This is a genomic window from Duganella sp. Leaf126 (assembly GCF_001423125.1).
Taxonomy (GTDB): Bacteria; Pseudomonadota; Gammaproteobacteria; order Burkholderiales; family Burkholderiaceae_D; genus Rugamonas.
Map to the genome: position 1 here is coordinate 405,909 of NZ_LMNW01000012.1, position 13,138 is coordinate 419,046.

Annotated in this window: 13 protein-coding genes; 5 read left to right on the plus strand and 8 right to left on the minus strand. The window is 67.2% G+C overall.

Annotated features, from left to right (window positions below):
• Positions 1-12 precede the first annotated feature (12 nt).
• A complete protein-coding gene (locus ASF61_RS09475) occupies positions 13-1,605 on the plus strand; it encodes a methyl-accepting chemotaxis protein (protein ID WP_056154439.1) in 1,593 nt (530 codons plus the stop codon).
• A 60-nt stretch (positions 1,606-1,665) separates the two neighbouring features.
• On the opposite strand, the gene ASF61_RS09480 is transcribed toward ASF61_RS09475, so the two are convergent.
• Positions 1,666-2,652 carry a gamma-glutamyl-gamma-aminobutyrate hydrolase family protein gene (locus ASF61_RS09480; protein WP_056154443.1) on the minus strand — a complete coding sequence of 329 codons (987 nt, stop codon included), beginning with the start codon at positions 2,650-2,652 and terminating at the stop codon, positions 1,666-1,668.
• A 166-nt stretch (positions 2,653-2,818) separates the two neighbouring features.
• On the opposite strand from ASF61_RS09480, the gene ASF61_RS09485 reads away from it, so the two are divergent.
• Positions 2,819-3,826, plus strand: coding sequence for a DUF4105 domain-containing protein (locus ASF61_RS09485; RefSeq protein WP_056154446.1), 1,008 nt, complete (start codon positions 2,819-2,821; stop codon positions 3,824-3,826).
• Here ASF61_RS09485 and ASF61_RS09490 read toward each other — a convergent pair.
• Complete coding sequence (locus ASF61_RS09490; protein WP_056154449.1) at positions 3,744-5,375, minus strand: class I adenylate-forming enzyme family protein; 1,632 nt, start codon at positions 5,373-5,375, stop codon at positions 3,744-3,746. The genes ASF61_RS09485 and ASF61_RS09490 overlap by 83 nt on opposite strands.
• Positions 5,376-5,505: 130 nt before the next feature.
• The gene (locus tag ASF61_RS09495) at positions 5,506-5,832 is read right to left on the minus strand and encodes a hypothetical protein (RefSeq protein WP_056154453.1); all 327 of its coding nucleotides are present in this window, start codon (positions 5,830-5,832) and stop codon (positions 5,506-5,508) included.
• Positions 5,833-5,987: 155 nt separating this feature from the next.
• Here ASF61_RS09495 and ASF61_RS09500 point away from each other — a divergent pair, with 155 nt between their 5' ends.
• Together ASF61_RS09500 and ASF61_RS09505 are read left to right on the plus strand one after the other, a co-directional pair.
• Positions 5,988-6,593 carry a phasin family protein gene (locus tag ASF61_RS09500; RefSeq protein ID WP_056154455.1) on the plus strand — a complete coding sequence of 202 codons (606 nt, stop codon included), beginning with the start codon at positions 5,988-5,990 and terminating at the stop codon, positions 6,591-6,593.
• 142 nt (positions 6,594-6,735) lie between these two features.
• Positions 6,736-6,987, plus strand: coding sequence for a hypothetical protein (locus ASF61_RS09505; protein WP_056154459.1), 252 nt, complete (start codon positions 6,736-6,738; stop codon positions 6,985-6,987).
• Positions 6,988-7,055: 68 nt separating this feature from the next.
• On the opposite strand, the gene ASF61_RS09510 is transcribed toward ASF61_RS09505, so the two are convergent.
• A complete protein-coding gene (locus ASF61_RS09510) occupies positions 7,056-8,237 on the minus strand; it encodes a multidrug effflux MFS transporter (protein ID WP_056154462.1) in 1,182 nt (393 codons plus the stop codon).
• A gap of 221 nt (positions 8,238-8,458) precedes the next feature.
• On the opposite strand from ASF61_RS09510, the gene epsC reads away from it, so the two are divergent.
• Positions 8,459-9,382: a serine O-acetyltransferase EpsC gene (gene epsC / locus ASF61_RS09515; protein WP_056154465.1), complete on the plus strand. Its 924-nt coding sequence runs from the start codon at positions 8,459-8,461 to the stop codon at positions 9,380-9,382.
• Here the strand turns inward: epsC and ASF61_RS09520 are convergent.
• Genes ASF61_RS09520 through ASF61_RS09535 form a run of 4 tightly spaced genes read right to left on the minus strand, consistent with a single transcriptional unit; the run spans position 9,379 to position 13,136 of the window.
• The gene (locus ASF61_RS09520) at positions 9,379-10,761 is read right to left on the minus strand and encodes an LLM class flavin-dependent oxidoreductase (protein ID WP_056154469.1); all 1,383 of its coding nucleotides are present in this window, start codon (positions 10,759-10,761) and stop codon (positions 9,379-9,381) included. The genes epsC and ASF61_RS09520 overlap by 4 nt on opposite strands.
• 1 nt (position 10,762) lies before the next feature.
• On the minus strand, positions 10,763-11,635 hold the full coding sequence (locus ASF61_RS09525; RefSeq protein WP_056154472.1) for a MetQ/NlpA family ABC transporter substrate-binding protein: 873 nt from the start codon (positions 11,633-11,635) through the stop codon (positions 10,763-10,765).
• A gap of 9 nt (positions 11,636-11,644) precedes the next feature.
• On the minus strand, positions 11,645-12,337 hold the full coding sequence (locus ASF61_RS09530) for a methionine ABC transporter permease (RefSeq protein ID WP_056154475.1): 693 nt from the start codon (positions 12,335-12,337) through the stop codon (positions 11,645-11,647).
• Positions 12,330-13,136 (minus strand): methionine ABC transporter ATP-binding protein, encoded by an 807-nt coding sequence (locus ASF61_RS09535; RefSeq protein ID WP_056154478.1) that lies wholly within the window; start codon positions 13,134-13,136, stop codon positions 12,330-12,332. Before ASF61_RS09535 ends, ASF61_RS09530 begins: the two co-directional genes overlap by 8 nt.
• Positions 13,137-13,138: the final 2 nt, after the last annotated feature.

A 13,138-nucleotide genomic window follows, 5' to 3' on the forward strand; every position in this document is an offset into this window, starting at 1 on the left:
CCGGAGAATGTCATGCAATGGTTCTACGATCTGAAAATCAGTAAAAAATTGTTCCTGTCCTTCGGCGCGGTGCTGGCCCTGACACTGCTGCTCGGGACGGTGACGATCGCCAGCATGGGGCGGCTCAACGCGGCGTCCAATCACCTGTCGTCGCAGTCGCTGCCGAGCATGCGCTACATCCTGGCGCTCAAGGCTGCGCTCAATACCATGCGCCGCTACGAGATGGAGCAGCTGCTGTCGAGCGACCCGGTGCGCGTGGCCAAGTATGACGACATGGTGGCGCGCATGGTGGCCAAGGTGGACAAGCTGCAAGGCCAGTTCCAGGGCACCATCACCAACGAAGAAGACCGCCGGCTGCTGGCGCAGCTGGTGGCCGTGCGCGCCGAGTACGCGGTGCAGCGGGCCAGGATGGTGGAGCTGCGCAAGCAGGGCCAGCGCGACGAGCTGATGGCCATCGCAGAAGGCGTTTCGTTCAAGCTGATCAACCAGACCGCCGACGTGATCGACAAGATCGCCCAGCGCGCCCAGGAGCAGGGCGACGCCGCCAGCGACGCAGCGGAAGCGCAGTACCTGTCGGCGCGCGAACAGGCGCTCGGCCTGCTGGTCGCCAGCATCGTCATCGGCGGCCTGCTGGCGGCGTGGGTGGCCCGCATCATTTCGCGGCCGCTGCAGCAGGCAGTGGACGTGGCGCGCCGCGTGGCCGACGGCGACCTGACGGCCGACGTGCAGGTGACGTCGCGCGACGAAAGCGGGCAGCTGATGGCGTCGCTGCGGCACATGAACGACAGCCTGCAGCGCTTGGTGGGCCAGGTGCGCGGCAGTACCGACACCATCGCCACCGCATCGAGCCAGATCGCCGCCGGCAACCAGGACCTGTCTTCGCGCACCGAGCAGCAGGCCAGTTCGCTCGAAGAAACCGCGTCGTCGATGGAAGAACTGACCGCCACCGTCAAACAGAATGCCGACAATGCGCGTCAGGCCAAGGGACTGGCGCTGTCGGCGTCGCAGATTGCCGTCAAGGGCGGCGACGTGGTGGGGCAGGTGGTGGGCACCATGGCCTCGATCAACGCTTCGTCGAAGAAGATCGTCGACATCATCTCGGTCATCGACGGCATCGCGTTCCAGACCAACATCCTGGCGCTGAACGCGGCGGTGGAAGCGGCGCGCGCCGATGAACAGGGGCGTGGCTTTGCCGTGGTGGCCTCCGAGGTGCGCAACCTGGCGCAGCGCTCGTCCGCGGCCGCCAAGGACATCAAGCTGCTGATCGACGATTCGGTCGGCACCGTGGAAGCGGGCACCGCGCTGGTGGACCAGGCCGGCGCCACGATGGGCGACATCGTCGCCAGCATCACGCGGGTGGCCGACATCGTCAGCGAGATCACCGCGGCCAGCCAGGAACAGAGCGCCGGCATCGAGCAGGTCAACCAGGCCATCACGCAGATGGACCAGGTCACCCAGCAGAATGCCGCGCTGGTGGAGGAAGCGGCAGCAGCGGCCGAATCGCTGCAGGACCAGGCAGCCGCCCTCAGCGAGCGCATGGCGGTCTTCAAGCTGGCCGCGCCAGCGCGACCCACGGCTACCGCACCGCGCCTGCAGGTGCGCTGAGCCGCAAGCGGCAAGCGTCAGAACCGCAAGCGGCAAGCGTCAGACCGCAAGCGGCAAGCGTCAGAACCGCGTCTCCCGCGCCACGCGCAGGAACTGGTCCAGGATGCCGGTACAGTCGAGCAGTTCGACGCCGCCGGCGCGGTGGAATTCCGGGTGCCATTGCAGGCCCATCACGAACGGCGCCTTGCGGTAGCGGATCGCTTCCACCATATTGTCGGGTACCGACAGCGCTTCGACCATCATGTCGCGCCCCAGCGTCTTGACGGCCTGGTGGTGGATGGAATTGACGGTGCCGCTGGCCTGTCCCTTGAACAGCCGCGCCAGCGACGAGCCGGGCGGGAAGGTGATGTCGTGGCGGTTGCGGTCGTAGTCGTCGTTGACGTGGGCCAGCGAATCGGGCACGTCGGACGCGATGTCCTGGTACAGCGTGCCGCCGAACGCCACGTTGATCAGCTGGCAGCCGCGGCAGATGCCCAGCACCGGCTTGCCGGCCTCCACGAATTCGTGCAGCAGTTCCAGCTCGTACATGTCGCGCGCGCGGTCGCCGCTCCACTCGGGGCGGGTGGGCGTTTCGGCGTAGCTTTGCGGCGAGACATCGGCGCCGCCCTGGAGCACCAGGCCGTCGAGGTGGCGCGCATAGTCGCGCAGGCGGATGTTGGACGGATGCAGCAGGCCGTCCGTGTTCACGGTCGGGATCATGAACACCAGCACGTCGCGCGACATCACCCACTGGGCGATCGATTCTTCGAGATATTGCAGGTTCTTGCTGCGCAGTCCGGTAGAGCCGGCCTCGGGGTGGAAGATGCGCGCCGAGATGCCGATGTGGAGCGGGCGCTGCACGATGTGGCGCGTCACCGACGCGGCCACGCGCCGGTAGCGCGCCATCAGCACGCGGCCCCACAGGCTGAAGACGGTGTCGCCGGGGTCGAGGTAGCGCGGCGTGCCGTTGCTGCCGACGTCACCGCGGCTGCTGCGCAGCGGGCCCTGCTGGTGATCGGTGGCGCGACGGTGCGGCGTGCTGGGCGGGTCGTCAGGGCCGTCAGTCATGCTGTTCCTCGTTTGCTGTAGACGTGTTGTCAGTGTGCCACAAGCCGGCGTCGGCAGTCGCCCGGTTCACAAATCCTTACAACTGCCGGTAGCGGACCGTTCGCCAGCGTACTCCGGGCAGTGGTGCACGCGCTTGCTTGCGCGACGTTGCTTCTATAATCGGCCGATGAGAAAACCATGGAAGACGTTCGGCCGCGTGGCGGCATCGGTCGCGCTGGGCCTGGCCAGCGCCTGGGGCGCGCTGGTCCTGTGGTTCCAGCCGCCGTTCCAGCTGGCGGCGCTGCGGGTGCCGGCGATGGGGCTGTGGGTGGCGCTGGCGGCGGTTACGCTGTTCTGGTGGTGGCGCCTGCAACGCGCGCGCGTGCTGCTGCCCTGGGCCGCAGCCATGATGGCGCTGCTGCTGTGGTGGGGCACGCTGCAGCCGCGCCACGACCGCGTGTGGGCCGACGACGTGGCGCGCATGGTGACCGGGCAGGTGCATGGCAGCGTGGTGACGCTCGACCAGGTGCGCAACTTCGACTGGCGCAGCGATGACGATTACACGCAGCGCTGGGAGCGCCGCAGCTATGACCTCGACCAGCTGCGGTCGGTGGACGTGGCGCTGTCCTACTGGATGGGGCCGGCGATCGCGCACACGCTGGTGTCGTTCGGCTTTGCCGACGGCCGCTACCTGACGTTTTCGATCGAGATCCGCAAGGAGCGCGGCGAACAGTTCGACGCCATCGCCGGCTTTTTCAGGCGCTACGAGACGGTGCTGATCGCCGCCGACGAACGCGACATCCTGCGCGTGCGCACCAATGTGCGCGGCGAGGATATGTATTTATACCGTTTGAACATGCCGCAATCGACCATGCGTTCGCTGTTCCTGTCCTACCTGGACGAAGGCGCGCAGCTGAAACGCACGCCGCGCTTCTACAATACGCTCACCGCCAACTGCACCACCATCGTCTTTGAAATGGCCAGGCGTATCGACACCGCGCTGCCGCTGGACTGGCGCCTGCTGGCCTCCGGCTACCTGGACCGCTACCTGTTCGACCTGGGCGCGCTGGCCGGACCGCAGCAGTTTGCCGTCCTGCGCCAGGCCGCCCACATCACTGCCCGCGCGCACGCGGCGGACCGGGCGCCCGACTATTCGGCTGCGATCCGTCGGCCAGCGCCTTCAGCTGCCCCTTGAGGATCTTGCCCGTGGCGGCCGACGGCAAGGTCGCCATTGCGACGATCTCGGTCGGTCGCTTGTAGGGCGCCAGGTGCTGCGCCAGCCAGGTGTGCAGCGCGTCCAGCGCGACCGGGTGACGGGTGTCGGGCTCGATGTAGGCCACCACGTCCTCGTCGCCGTCCGCACGGGCGCGGCCCACCACGGCCGATTGCGTCACGCCCGGGTGGGCGTTGAGCACGGTCTCCACTTCCAACGGATAGACGTTGAAACCGCCATGGATGATCAGTTCCTTGCTGCGGCCGACGATGAACAGTGCGCCATCGGCGTCCTGCCGCGCCAGGTCGCCGGTATCGAACCAGCCGCCGGGTCGCATGCTGGCAGCGGTCAGCTCCGGGTCGCGGTAGTAGCCGAGCATGAGGTTGGGGCCGCGCACCCACAGCGCGCCCGTCACGCCGGACGCCACCGGCGCGCCGCCCGCATCGACCACCTGCGCCGCCACGCCCGGAATCACGTGGCCGACCGAGGTATCGGTACGGGGCTGGTCGAGGCGGGTCTGGCACACCGTGGGGGCGGTTTCGGTCAGGCCGTAGCCGTTATGCAGCGGTACGCCGAGCACGCGCTCCACCCGCGCCTTGAGGCTGGGCGCCAGCGGCGAGCCGCCGGCATAGGCGAAGCGCAGATGGTTGGGCACGGGCATATCGTCGCGGCCCAGCTTTTCGAGCAGCCTGGCATACATGGCCGGCACGCCCTGGACGATGGTGAGCCGGTGATCGTGCAGCGCGGCCAGCAGCGCATTGGGCGTGTAGCGCGGGCACAGGACCAGGCAGGCGCCCGCGTACAGGGTGCCGAGCATCATCGAGGTCATGCCGTACACATGGGTGATCGGCAGCACGCCGTATGCGCGGTCCAATGGCGTCAGCGCGCGCAGGCGGCTCGACACGGCCGCCACGAACAGCAGGTTGCGGTGACTGAGCATCACGCCCTTCGGCGCCCCGTCCGCGCTGGTGGTGCCGGTGGTGTACACCAGCGCCGCTACCTGCTGGTCGGACCTGCCATGCACGGGGTCCGGCGCACAGTCCGGGTTCAGCGCGCCCACCATCCAGGCGCCGCACGGACCTTCGCCTGGCAGGGCGTCGTGGCGCAGGCCGTGGGCAGCGGTTTCGGGCGACGCCGCGCACCCGGGAGCGCTGGTGTAGATCACGCGGCGCGGCTGGCAATGGTGGCGGATGCGGTCGATTTCAGGGGCGCTCAGGCGGCCGTTGACGTGGACGACGACAGCGTCGATGTCGGCGGCGGCAAAGGTGAGCGCCACTTGCGCCGCGCAATTTTCGCCGACCACCATCAGGCGGTCGCCGGCGCGCACGCCGAGCGCGCGCAAGCTGGCGGCGGTCGCCCCGACGGCGGCAGCCAGCGCGGCATAGGTCCAGCAGCGCTGGCCGTCGTGCAGGGCGGGGGCGTGCGGCGTCGCGTCCGACCAGCGGCGCACGATGGCGCCGAGCCGCGCCGGCCGATCGTCGGGATCGATGGGATCGACACTCGGCTGGTGGTGGAAATCGTCTGGGTTCATCTGGCCGCTCGCAGCGCTGGCGTGTCAAAAGCCGCCAATGTGACGGTGCGCCCGGCCGCTGTCAAGTGGCCGCGCCGACCGGCGGATGAGCGGCGGCCAGGGCCGGCGGCCGGTCGCGTGCCGGCGTCGCTCAGGCCTTGATGTCGAGCAGCGAGCCGAGGGTGGCGTCGGACGTCTTGATGACCGACAGCGAGGCCTGCGTCTGCGCCTTGTACACCATCGAGTCGGTGATCTCGGTAGCCAGGTCGGTGCCGCTGGGCGCGTTGCCGGCTGCCAGTTGCTGTCCCTGCAGCGAAATCGATACGCCGCTGCCGGCTGGCGTCGTTTCGCGGAACGTCGCCTGCGCCGGCGCAAATCCCTGGGTGGACGCGTTGGCGATCGAATTGGCGCTGTTGGACAGCGCGGTGAGGCCGGCGGTCACGCCGCTGGCGCCGATATTGAGAGCGGAAATGGCCATGATGATATTCCCCTAAGGCAATATCTCGATTGTACACCTTTGATCCAAATCATGCTTGCTTTGGTTTGCTGACGTAGCCTTGGTGTTCGATCTGCGCTAACGCAATGCGCCCGGTTCGCTTTCCGATCCACCAACCCATGCATGGAGGTTACCCAATGTTTCCATATTCACCATCCGTCACGCCTGCCGTCAAATCGCATCTCGACGCCCAGATGGCGTTTTTCAACGACGTGTCGCGCTCGATGTTTCGCACCGTTCAGCAATTCAGCGATCTCCACCTGCACATGGCGCAAACCATGCTGGAAGACGCGGCGCAAACCGGCTGCGAGTGCCTGACGGCAGAACGCGCGACCGACATGATCTCGGCCGCCACCAACCGCGCCCAGCCGGCTTCCGACAAGCTGCGCGCCTACCAGCAGCACCTGTCGCGCATCGCTGCCGACACCCAGATGGAAATGTCCAAGGTCGCCGGCGAGCACGTCGAATCGACCAGCCGCACCGCCAAGGCGCTGGCCGAAGAGGTTGCGCGCAGCACGCAGGAAGAAACACAGCGGGCTTTGCAAAAGCAGCAGGCATCGGTCGAACGGTCCACCGATCCGTTCCGCCAGAATGGCCAGCGCACGCACGACGGCCAGGACGGCCAGGATGGGCACGACCGCCAGCCCATGTCGGCGCAAGCTGCGGCCCCGTCGGCCGCGCAGACCGGGGCGCAGTCGGCGTCCCAGGGCAGCCGGCAGAGCGGTGCGCGCAAGGAGTCCTGAGCGCGGCATCGGCCTGCGCGTGGCGCGGTCGGGGCGATCCTCATGCGCGGTAGCTTGCATCGGCGACGGTCTCTTTTGTGCGCAGGCGCACCGACCGTCACGACCTTCCCGGCCGATACTCCTGTGACAACAAGGAGGACATATGATCGACGACCAATCGCGCCGCGCATTCATCAATGAACTGTGGGAGCGCTTCGAAGAACTGCAGCGCTGGGCCGAGGCCAACTGGCCCGACCAGGAAAACCCGCTGACCAGCGCCGACTTCGTGGAAGCGCGCAAGGAAATCCTCGGCCTGCGCAACCCGGCGCAAGCCCCGGGCAAGGTGCCCGATGCGCGCGAACCGGAACAGGGGGGCGCGCAGTACGTCGATGTCACGCCGGCCCCGTGGCCCTGAAGGTCCGGCCCAACAGGTAGCAGGGAGAAACGCCCGCACGGTGCGGGCGCCTACCCCTGGCACCACCATCAGTGCACGACCGGCCTGCCGATTTGCGCCAGCAGCCATGCCGCCAGCGCCACCACCAGGCTCCCCAGCACACCCCACGCCAGATTGAGCGCGCTGTCGAACAGCAGCGGCGCTACCAGCCCCGACACCAGCGCGAACAGCAGCATCTGGATGAACGACTGCATCGACGATGCCAGCCCGCTGTTGTGCGGGAAGTACTCGAGCGACATCAGCGTGATCGGCGTCATGGTCAGCGACAGGCCGAACGAATAGATGAACAGCGGTAGCACCGCCCACGGCACGGCCGCAACAAATGACAGGTTGTAGCCGACATTGATCGCGCCTGCCAGCAGCATCACTGCAAAGCCGATCCACGCCTGCGTCTTGCGGGCGAAGCGGTGCGCGAATTTACCGGACAGGGCCGAGCCCACGACCATGCCGCCGATCAGCGGCACGAACATCCAGGCGAAGGCCGTCTCCGGCAAGTGCAGGATGTTCATCACGAAGTAGGCGGCCGAGCCGATGTAGAGCGCCACGCCGGCAAAACTCATGCCCACGGCGATGGCCAGCAGCAGGAAATGGGGGTGGCGCAGCACCTTCAGGTAGTTGCGCGCGATGACCGCGAGGTGAAACGGATGACGGTCCTTGACGGCCAGGCTCTCCGGCAGCGCGCGCTGCACGGCAACCGCCATCACCAGGCCGAAGGCTGCCAGGAACCAGAACACCGAGCGCCAGCCGAAATTGACCTGCAGCCAGCCGCCGAGTACCGGAGCGATGGCCGGCGCCAGGCCGAAGACCATCATGATGTGCGCCAGGATTTTCTGGGCAGCGGCGCCGCTGAAGCGGTCCTGCACGATGGCGCGGCCCACGACCGAGCCGGCGCCTGCTGCCAAACCCTGCACGATGCGGCACGCCAGCAGCACGCCGATGGACTGCGCCAGCGCGGCGCCCACCGACGCGGCGATGTACAGCACCAGCGAGACCAGGATGACCGGGCGGCGGCCGAAGGAGTCGGACAGGGTGCCGTAAAACAGCATCATGAAGGCAAAGCAGAACAGGAACATGCTCAGCGTCTGCTGCACCAGGATGGGGCTGGCGTCGAAGGCCACGCCGATGGCGGGGAACGACGGCAGATAGGTATCGATGGCCAGCGGTCCGACCATGGTCAGGCCCGCCAACAGGACGGTCAGCAAAATATTCATGAAAAGGGTATTGTTCGGTGGACCCGGCATTTTACGCGATATCGCGGCAGTGCCGCTGTCGGCCCATCATATGCGGGATGACCGAGTGTACGCGTTATACCGCCAGCGCATATGGCGCGACAGATTGATTCGTTCACGCGGCGGCGCGGTGCGCGTATGCTGGGCCATCGGCGCCGGTTCGGCTCCCACCCGTACCGGCCAACACATGAGATGACAGAGCCATGACTATCGATACCTTCGACGCCGCCGGCGTCAAACCGTCGCACTGGAACCTGACCAGCGTGATCGAACAGCTGCGGGTCTCGCGCGAGGCCACCCACAACATCCGCCATCAGGGCAGGGTGCGCGAGCTGCCGTCGCGCGAGGCGCTGCAGATCATCGTCAACGGCTTGTCGGCCGTGCTGTTCCCCACCCACTACGGCCGGCCCAACCTGACCGACGAAAGCATCGACTACTTCGTCGGCGATACCCTCAACACCACGCTGAACCGCCTGACCGAGCAGGTACGGCGCGGCCTGCAGTTTTCGGCCACCGAGGACCTGTCCGACGAGGCCGCGCTGACCCAGCAGGCGCACGTCATCACGCGCGAGTTCGCGGCCAACCTGCCGGCCATCCGCGCGCTGCTGGTGTCCGACGTGCACGCGGCGTTTTCCGGCGATCCGGCCGCCACGTCGATCGCCGAGATCATGCTGTGCTACCCGGGCACCATCGCCATCCTGTATTACCGCCTGGCGCACTGCCTCCATCGTCTCGGTTCGCCGTTCCTGGCGCGGCTGATTTCCGACATCGGCCATTCGCTGACCGGCATCGACATCCATCCCGGCGCGCACATCGGCGGCAGCTTCTTCATCGACCATGGCACGGGCGTGGTGATCGGCGAGACCGCCATCCTCGGTCAGCGCGTGCGCCTGTACCAGCATGTAACGCTGGGCGCCAAGCGCTTTCCTGCCGACGACCAGGGCGTGCTGATCAAGGGTGTGCCGCGCCATCCGGTGGTGGAGGACGACGTGGTGATCTACGCCGGCGCCACCATCCTGGGCCGCATCACCATCGGCGCCGGCTCCACCATCGGCGGCAATGTGTGGCTCACGCAGAGCGTGCCGCCCAACAGCAATGTCTCGCAGGCGCAGATGCGCAGCGATTAAATCGCGACCTGTCGCCCGACGTGGCTGGCAGGCAGGCGCGCGCCGCCGCCCGTGATGCGGCTGCGCAGCGTGCCGCTATCGCTATCGTTATGGTTATCGTAGGCGCTGCGGTACCGTCCGCGGCGCTGCAGTTCCGGCACGATCAGCTCCACCACGTCGCGCATGCTGTCGTGGGCCACGGCAAAGGCGAGATTGAAACCGTCTATGCCGGTCTCGTCCTGCCATGCCTGCAGCTGGTCCGCCACCTGGCGCGGGTCCCCGACCAGCACCGGTCCGCGTCCGCCCAGTCCCACGAACTGCGCCGCTTCGCGCACGGTCCAGGTGCGTTCGGGATCGGCCTCGGTGAACGAGGCCAGCGCCGAGCGGCCGGCGTCCGATTCGATGTAGTGCACGGTGGCGTCGAGCGGAAAGCGGCTGAAGTCGATGCCGGTCCAGCCGGACAGCAGCGCCAGCGCCGCATCGATATCGATGTGACGGCGGTACTCGTCATGCTTGGCGCGCGCCTCGGCCTCGGTAGGCGCGGTGACGATCAGCGCCTGGGCATAGATCTTGAGGTCGTCGCCATCGCGTCCGGCGGCGCGCACGGCAGCGCGCAGGTCGCCGGCATACTGGCGCACCACCTTCTTGCTGGGGCCACTGACGAACGTGCATTCGGCGTGCCGCGCCGCAAACGCGGTGCCGCGTGGCGAAGTGCCGGCCTGGTACAGCAGCGGCGTGCGCTGCGGCGACGGTTCGCACAGGTGAAAGCCCGGCACCTTGTAATAGCGGCCCTCGTGCCGGATCGGGTGGATCCGTGACGGCTCGGCATACACGCCGCGCGCCTTGTCGTTGACCACCGCATCGTCGTCCCAGCTTTTTTCCCACAGCTTGTAGACCACCTCCATGTACTCGTCGGCCAGGTCGTAGCGCGCGTCGTGGCTCAGCTGACGGTCCAGCCCCAGATTGCGCGCTGCACTGTCGAGATAGCCGGTCACGATGTTCCAGCCGATGCGCCCACGGGTCAGGTGGTCGAGCGTGGACATGCGGCGCGCAAACGTGTACGGATGCTCGTAGGTGAGGGCGCAGGTCACGCCGAAGCCCAGGTGCTCGGTCACCTGCGCCATCAGCGGCACCAGCGCCAGCGGATCGTTCAGCGGCGCCTGCACCGCGTGGCGCAAGGCGGCGTCGGCGCTGCCCTGGAAGACATCGTAGGCGCCCAGTACGTCGGCCAGGAACACGGCGTCGAACAGGCCCGCTTCCAGCAGGCGCGCCAGCGCTGTCCAGTGTTCGGGATCGGTGTAGCGGTGGCCGGTGTCGCGCGGATGCGTCCACAGGCCCGGCGACTGGTGGCTCACCGTATTCATCTGGAAGGCGTTGAAGCGTATTATCGGCTTGGTCATGTCATCGCACCGGGCTGGCCGGTTGTTGTGCCCGTTGCGCCTGCGCCAGCTTGAGCTGGTAGTCGGTCTTGGCATAGTCGGCAAAGTGCAGGTTGGTGATGTCGAGGAATTCGCGCGAGCGGTAGGCGGCGGCAATGTCGCGCGCGAACGGCTTGTCGCGGTCGGCCGTGCGCACCGCCACCAGGTTGGCATAGTGGTCCGAGATTTTTTCGGTCTTCAACGCGTCCCTGAGCTTCAGGCCCGATGCCAGCGCATAGTTGCCGTTGACGAAGGCGTAGTCGGCATCCTGCAGCGAACGTGGCAGCTGGGCCGCTTCCAGCGGAATCAGGCGGATTTTCCTGACGTTGGCGGCGATGTCGCGCTCGGACGCGCGCACCGGATCGAACCGCTCGCGCAGCCGGATCCAGCCCAGCTGGTCTAGCATGACCAGCGCGCGCGCCTGGTTGGTCGGGTCGTTGGGCAGCGCCACCGTTGCGCCTTCCTTCACCTCGGTCAGCGTCTTGTGACGCTTGCTGTAGATGGCGATCGGCGCGGTCGGCACCTTGACCAGTTCGGAGATGGCCAGCCTGTTCTCGGTCGCGAACTTGTTCAGGTACACGCTGTGCTGAAAGATATTGGCGTCGAGCGAACCCTCGGCCAGCGCGAAGTTGGGCTGGATGTAGTCGTTGAACTCGACCAGCCTGACCTTGTACCCCTTTTTCTCCAGCAGCGGCTTGATGCCCAGCTTGACCTGGTCTGCGTACGGACCGGCGCTGGTGCCGATGACGATTTCCTTGGGATCCCTGGCGTGGACGCTGGCGCTCGATACCAGTGCCACGGCGGCCAGCGCCACGGCGGTCAGCACGCGACGGCGATCGGTGATAGGGTGGGTCATGTGCGCTCCTTAGCGTTTGTCGATGCGGCGGGCGATGCGGTTGCCGGTGAACTGGATCAGCTGCACCATGACGATCAGGATGGCAACGGTGGCCACCATGATGTCGGTTTCGAAGCGGTAGTAGCCGTAGCGGATCGCCAAGTCGCCGATGCCACCGCCACCGACCACGCCGGCGACGGCGGAGTAGGAAAGGAAGCTGATCGCCACCACCGTCAGCGCCAGCACCAGGCCGGAACGCGCTTCCACCAGCAGCACCCGCAGCACGATCTGCAGTTCGGAGGCGCCCATCGCGTGCGCCGCCTCGATCACGCCGCGCGGCACGTCGCGCAGATTCTGTTCGACCATGCGCGCGAAATACGGAATCGCCGCGAACGACAGCGGCACCGCAGCGGCCAGCGGTCCGATCGACGTGCCGGCGATGATGCGGGTGAGCGGCACCAGGGCCACCAGCAGGATAATGAACGGGAACGAGCGCACCGTATTGACCAGCCACCCCAGCACCAGCGCCGCCGGCCGATTCTGCAGCGACTGGCCGTCGGCCACCAGGAACAGCACGATGCCGAGCGGTCCGCCGACCAGCACCGCAGCGGCAAGGCCGATGCCGAGCATGGTCAGGGTCTGGCCGACGGCGGTGACCATTTCGGGCAGCATGGCAGCAATCGCGGTAAACGACGCACCCAGCGTGGACAACAGCTCAGACATGGGCAGCCTCCCGGTAAATGCTGGCCGCTGTCTCCGCGTAAAAGGCGGCCAGTTCGCGGCCCAGCGCGGTGTGACGCGGCGCCGCGTCGCGGCCGGCGGCGGCGTCGAGGGCGAATTCCTCAACCAGTGCGCCGTCCTCGATCACCGCCACCCGGTTGCAGATGTCGGCCAGCACCGACAGCTCGTGGCTGACGATAACGATGGTCACGCCGAGGCGGCGGTTGATGTCGCGCAGGGTGGCCAGCAGCGCGCGCGTGGTTTCGGCGTCCAGCGCGGACGTCGGCTCGTCGCACAGCAGCACCGCCGGGCCGCTGGCCAGCGCGCGCGCGATCGCCACGCGCTGCTTCTGCCCACCCGAAAGCTGCGCCGGGTAACTGCCAGCCTTGTGTCCCATGTCCACCAGATCGAGACACTGTGCGACGCGGGCAGCGATCTGCTCCGCACGCTGGCCGCCGTGGATGCGCAGCGGGAAGGCGACGTTGTCGAATACGGTGGCGTTTTGCAGCAGGTTGAACTGCTGGAAAATCATCCCGATCGTGCGCCGTGCGGCGCGCAGCTGGTGGCGCGGCAGCGCAGTCAGTTCACGCCCGGCGACGGTGATGGCGCCGGCATCGGGCCGTTCGAGCAGATTGAACAGGCGCAGCAGCGTCGACTTGCCGGCGCCGCTCTTGCCGATCAAGCCGAAGATGTCGCCGGCATCGATGCGCAGCGAGACGTCGCGCACGGCGTCGAAGCGGCGGCCGTCGGGCAAAGTGAACGTCTTGCTCGCGTGCGCGATATGGATCAGGGGAGCAGTCATCG

Coding starts and splice junctions, on each gene's coding strand:
- ASF61_RS09475 (WP_056154439.1), top strand. CDS start 13: ATGCAATGGTTCTACGATCTGAAAATCAGTAAAAAATTGTTCCTGTCC.
- ASF61_RS09480 (WP_056154443.1), bottom strand. CDS start 2,652: ATGACTGACGGCCCTGACGACCCGCCCAGCACGCCGCACCGTCGCGCC.
- ASF61_RS09485 (WP_056154446.1), top strand. CDS start 2,819: ATGAGAAAACCATGGAAGACGTTCGGCCGCGTGGCGGCATCGGTCGCG.
- ASF61_RS09490 (WP_056154449.1), bottom strand. CDS start 5,375: ATGAACCCAGACGATTTCCACCACCAGCCGAGTGTCGATCCCATCGAT.
- ASF61_RS09495 (WP_056154453.1), bottom strand. CDS start 5,832: ATGGCCATTTCCGCTCTCAATATCGGCGCCAGCGGCGTGACCGCCGGC.
- ASF61_RS09500 (WP_056154455.1), top strand. CDS start 5,988: ATGTTTCCATATTCACCATCCGTCACGCCTGCCGTCAAATCGCATCTC.
- ASF61_RS09505 (WP_056154459.1), top strand. CDS start 6,736: ATGATCGACGACCAATCGCGCCGCGCATTCATCAATGAACTGTGGGAG.
- ASF61_RS09510 (WP_056154462.1), bottom strand. CDS start 8,237: ATGAATATTTTGCTGACCGTCCTGTTGGCGGGCCTGACCATGGTCGGA.
- epsC (WP_056154465.1), top strand. CDS start 8,459: ATGACTATCGATACCTTCGACGCCGCCGGCGTCAAACCGTCGCACTGG.
- ASF61_RS09520 (WP_056154469.1), bottom strand. CDS start 10,761: ATGACCAAGCCGATAATACGCTTCAACGCCTTCCAGATGAATACGGTG.
- ASF61_RS09525 (WP_056154472.1), bottom strand. CDS start 11,635: ATGACCCACCCTATCACCGATCGCCGTCGCGTGCTGACCGCCGTGGCG.
- ASF61_RS09530 (WP_056154475.1), bottom strand. CDS start 12,337: ATGTCTGAGCTGTTGTCCACGCTGGGTGCGTCGTTTACCGCGATTGCT.
- ASF61_RS09535 (WP_056154478.1), bottom strand. CDS start 13,136: ATGACTGCTCCCCTGATCCATATCGCGCACGCGAGCAAGACGTTCACT.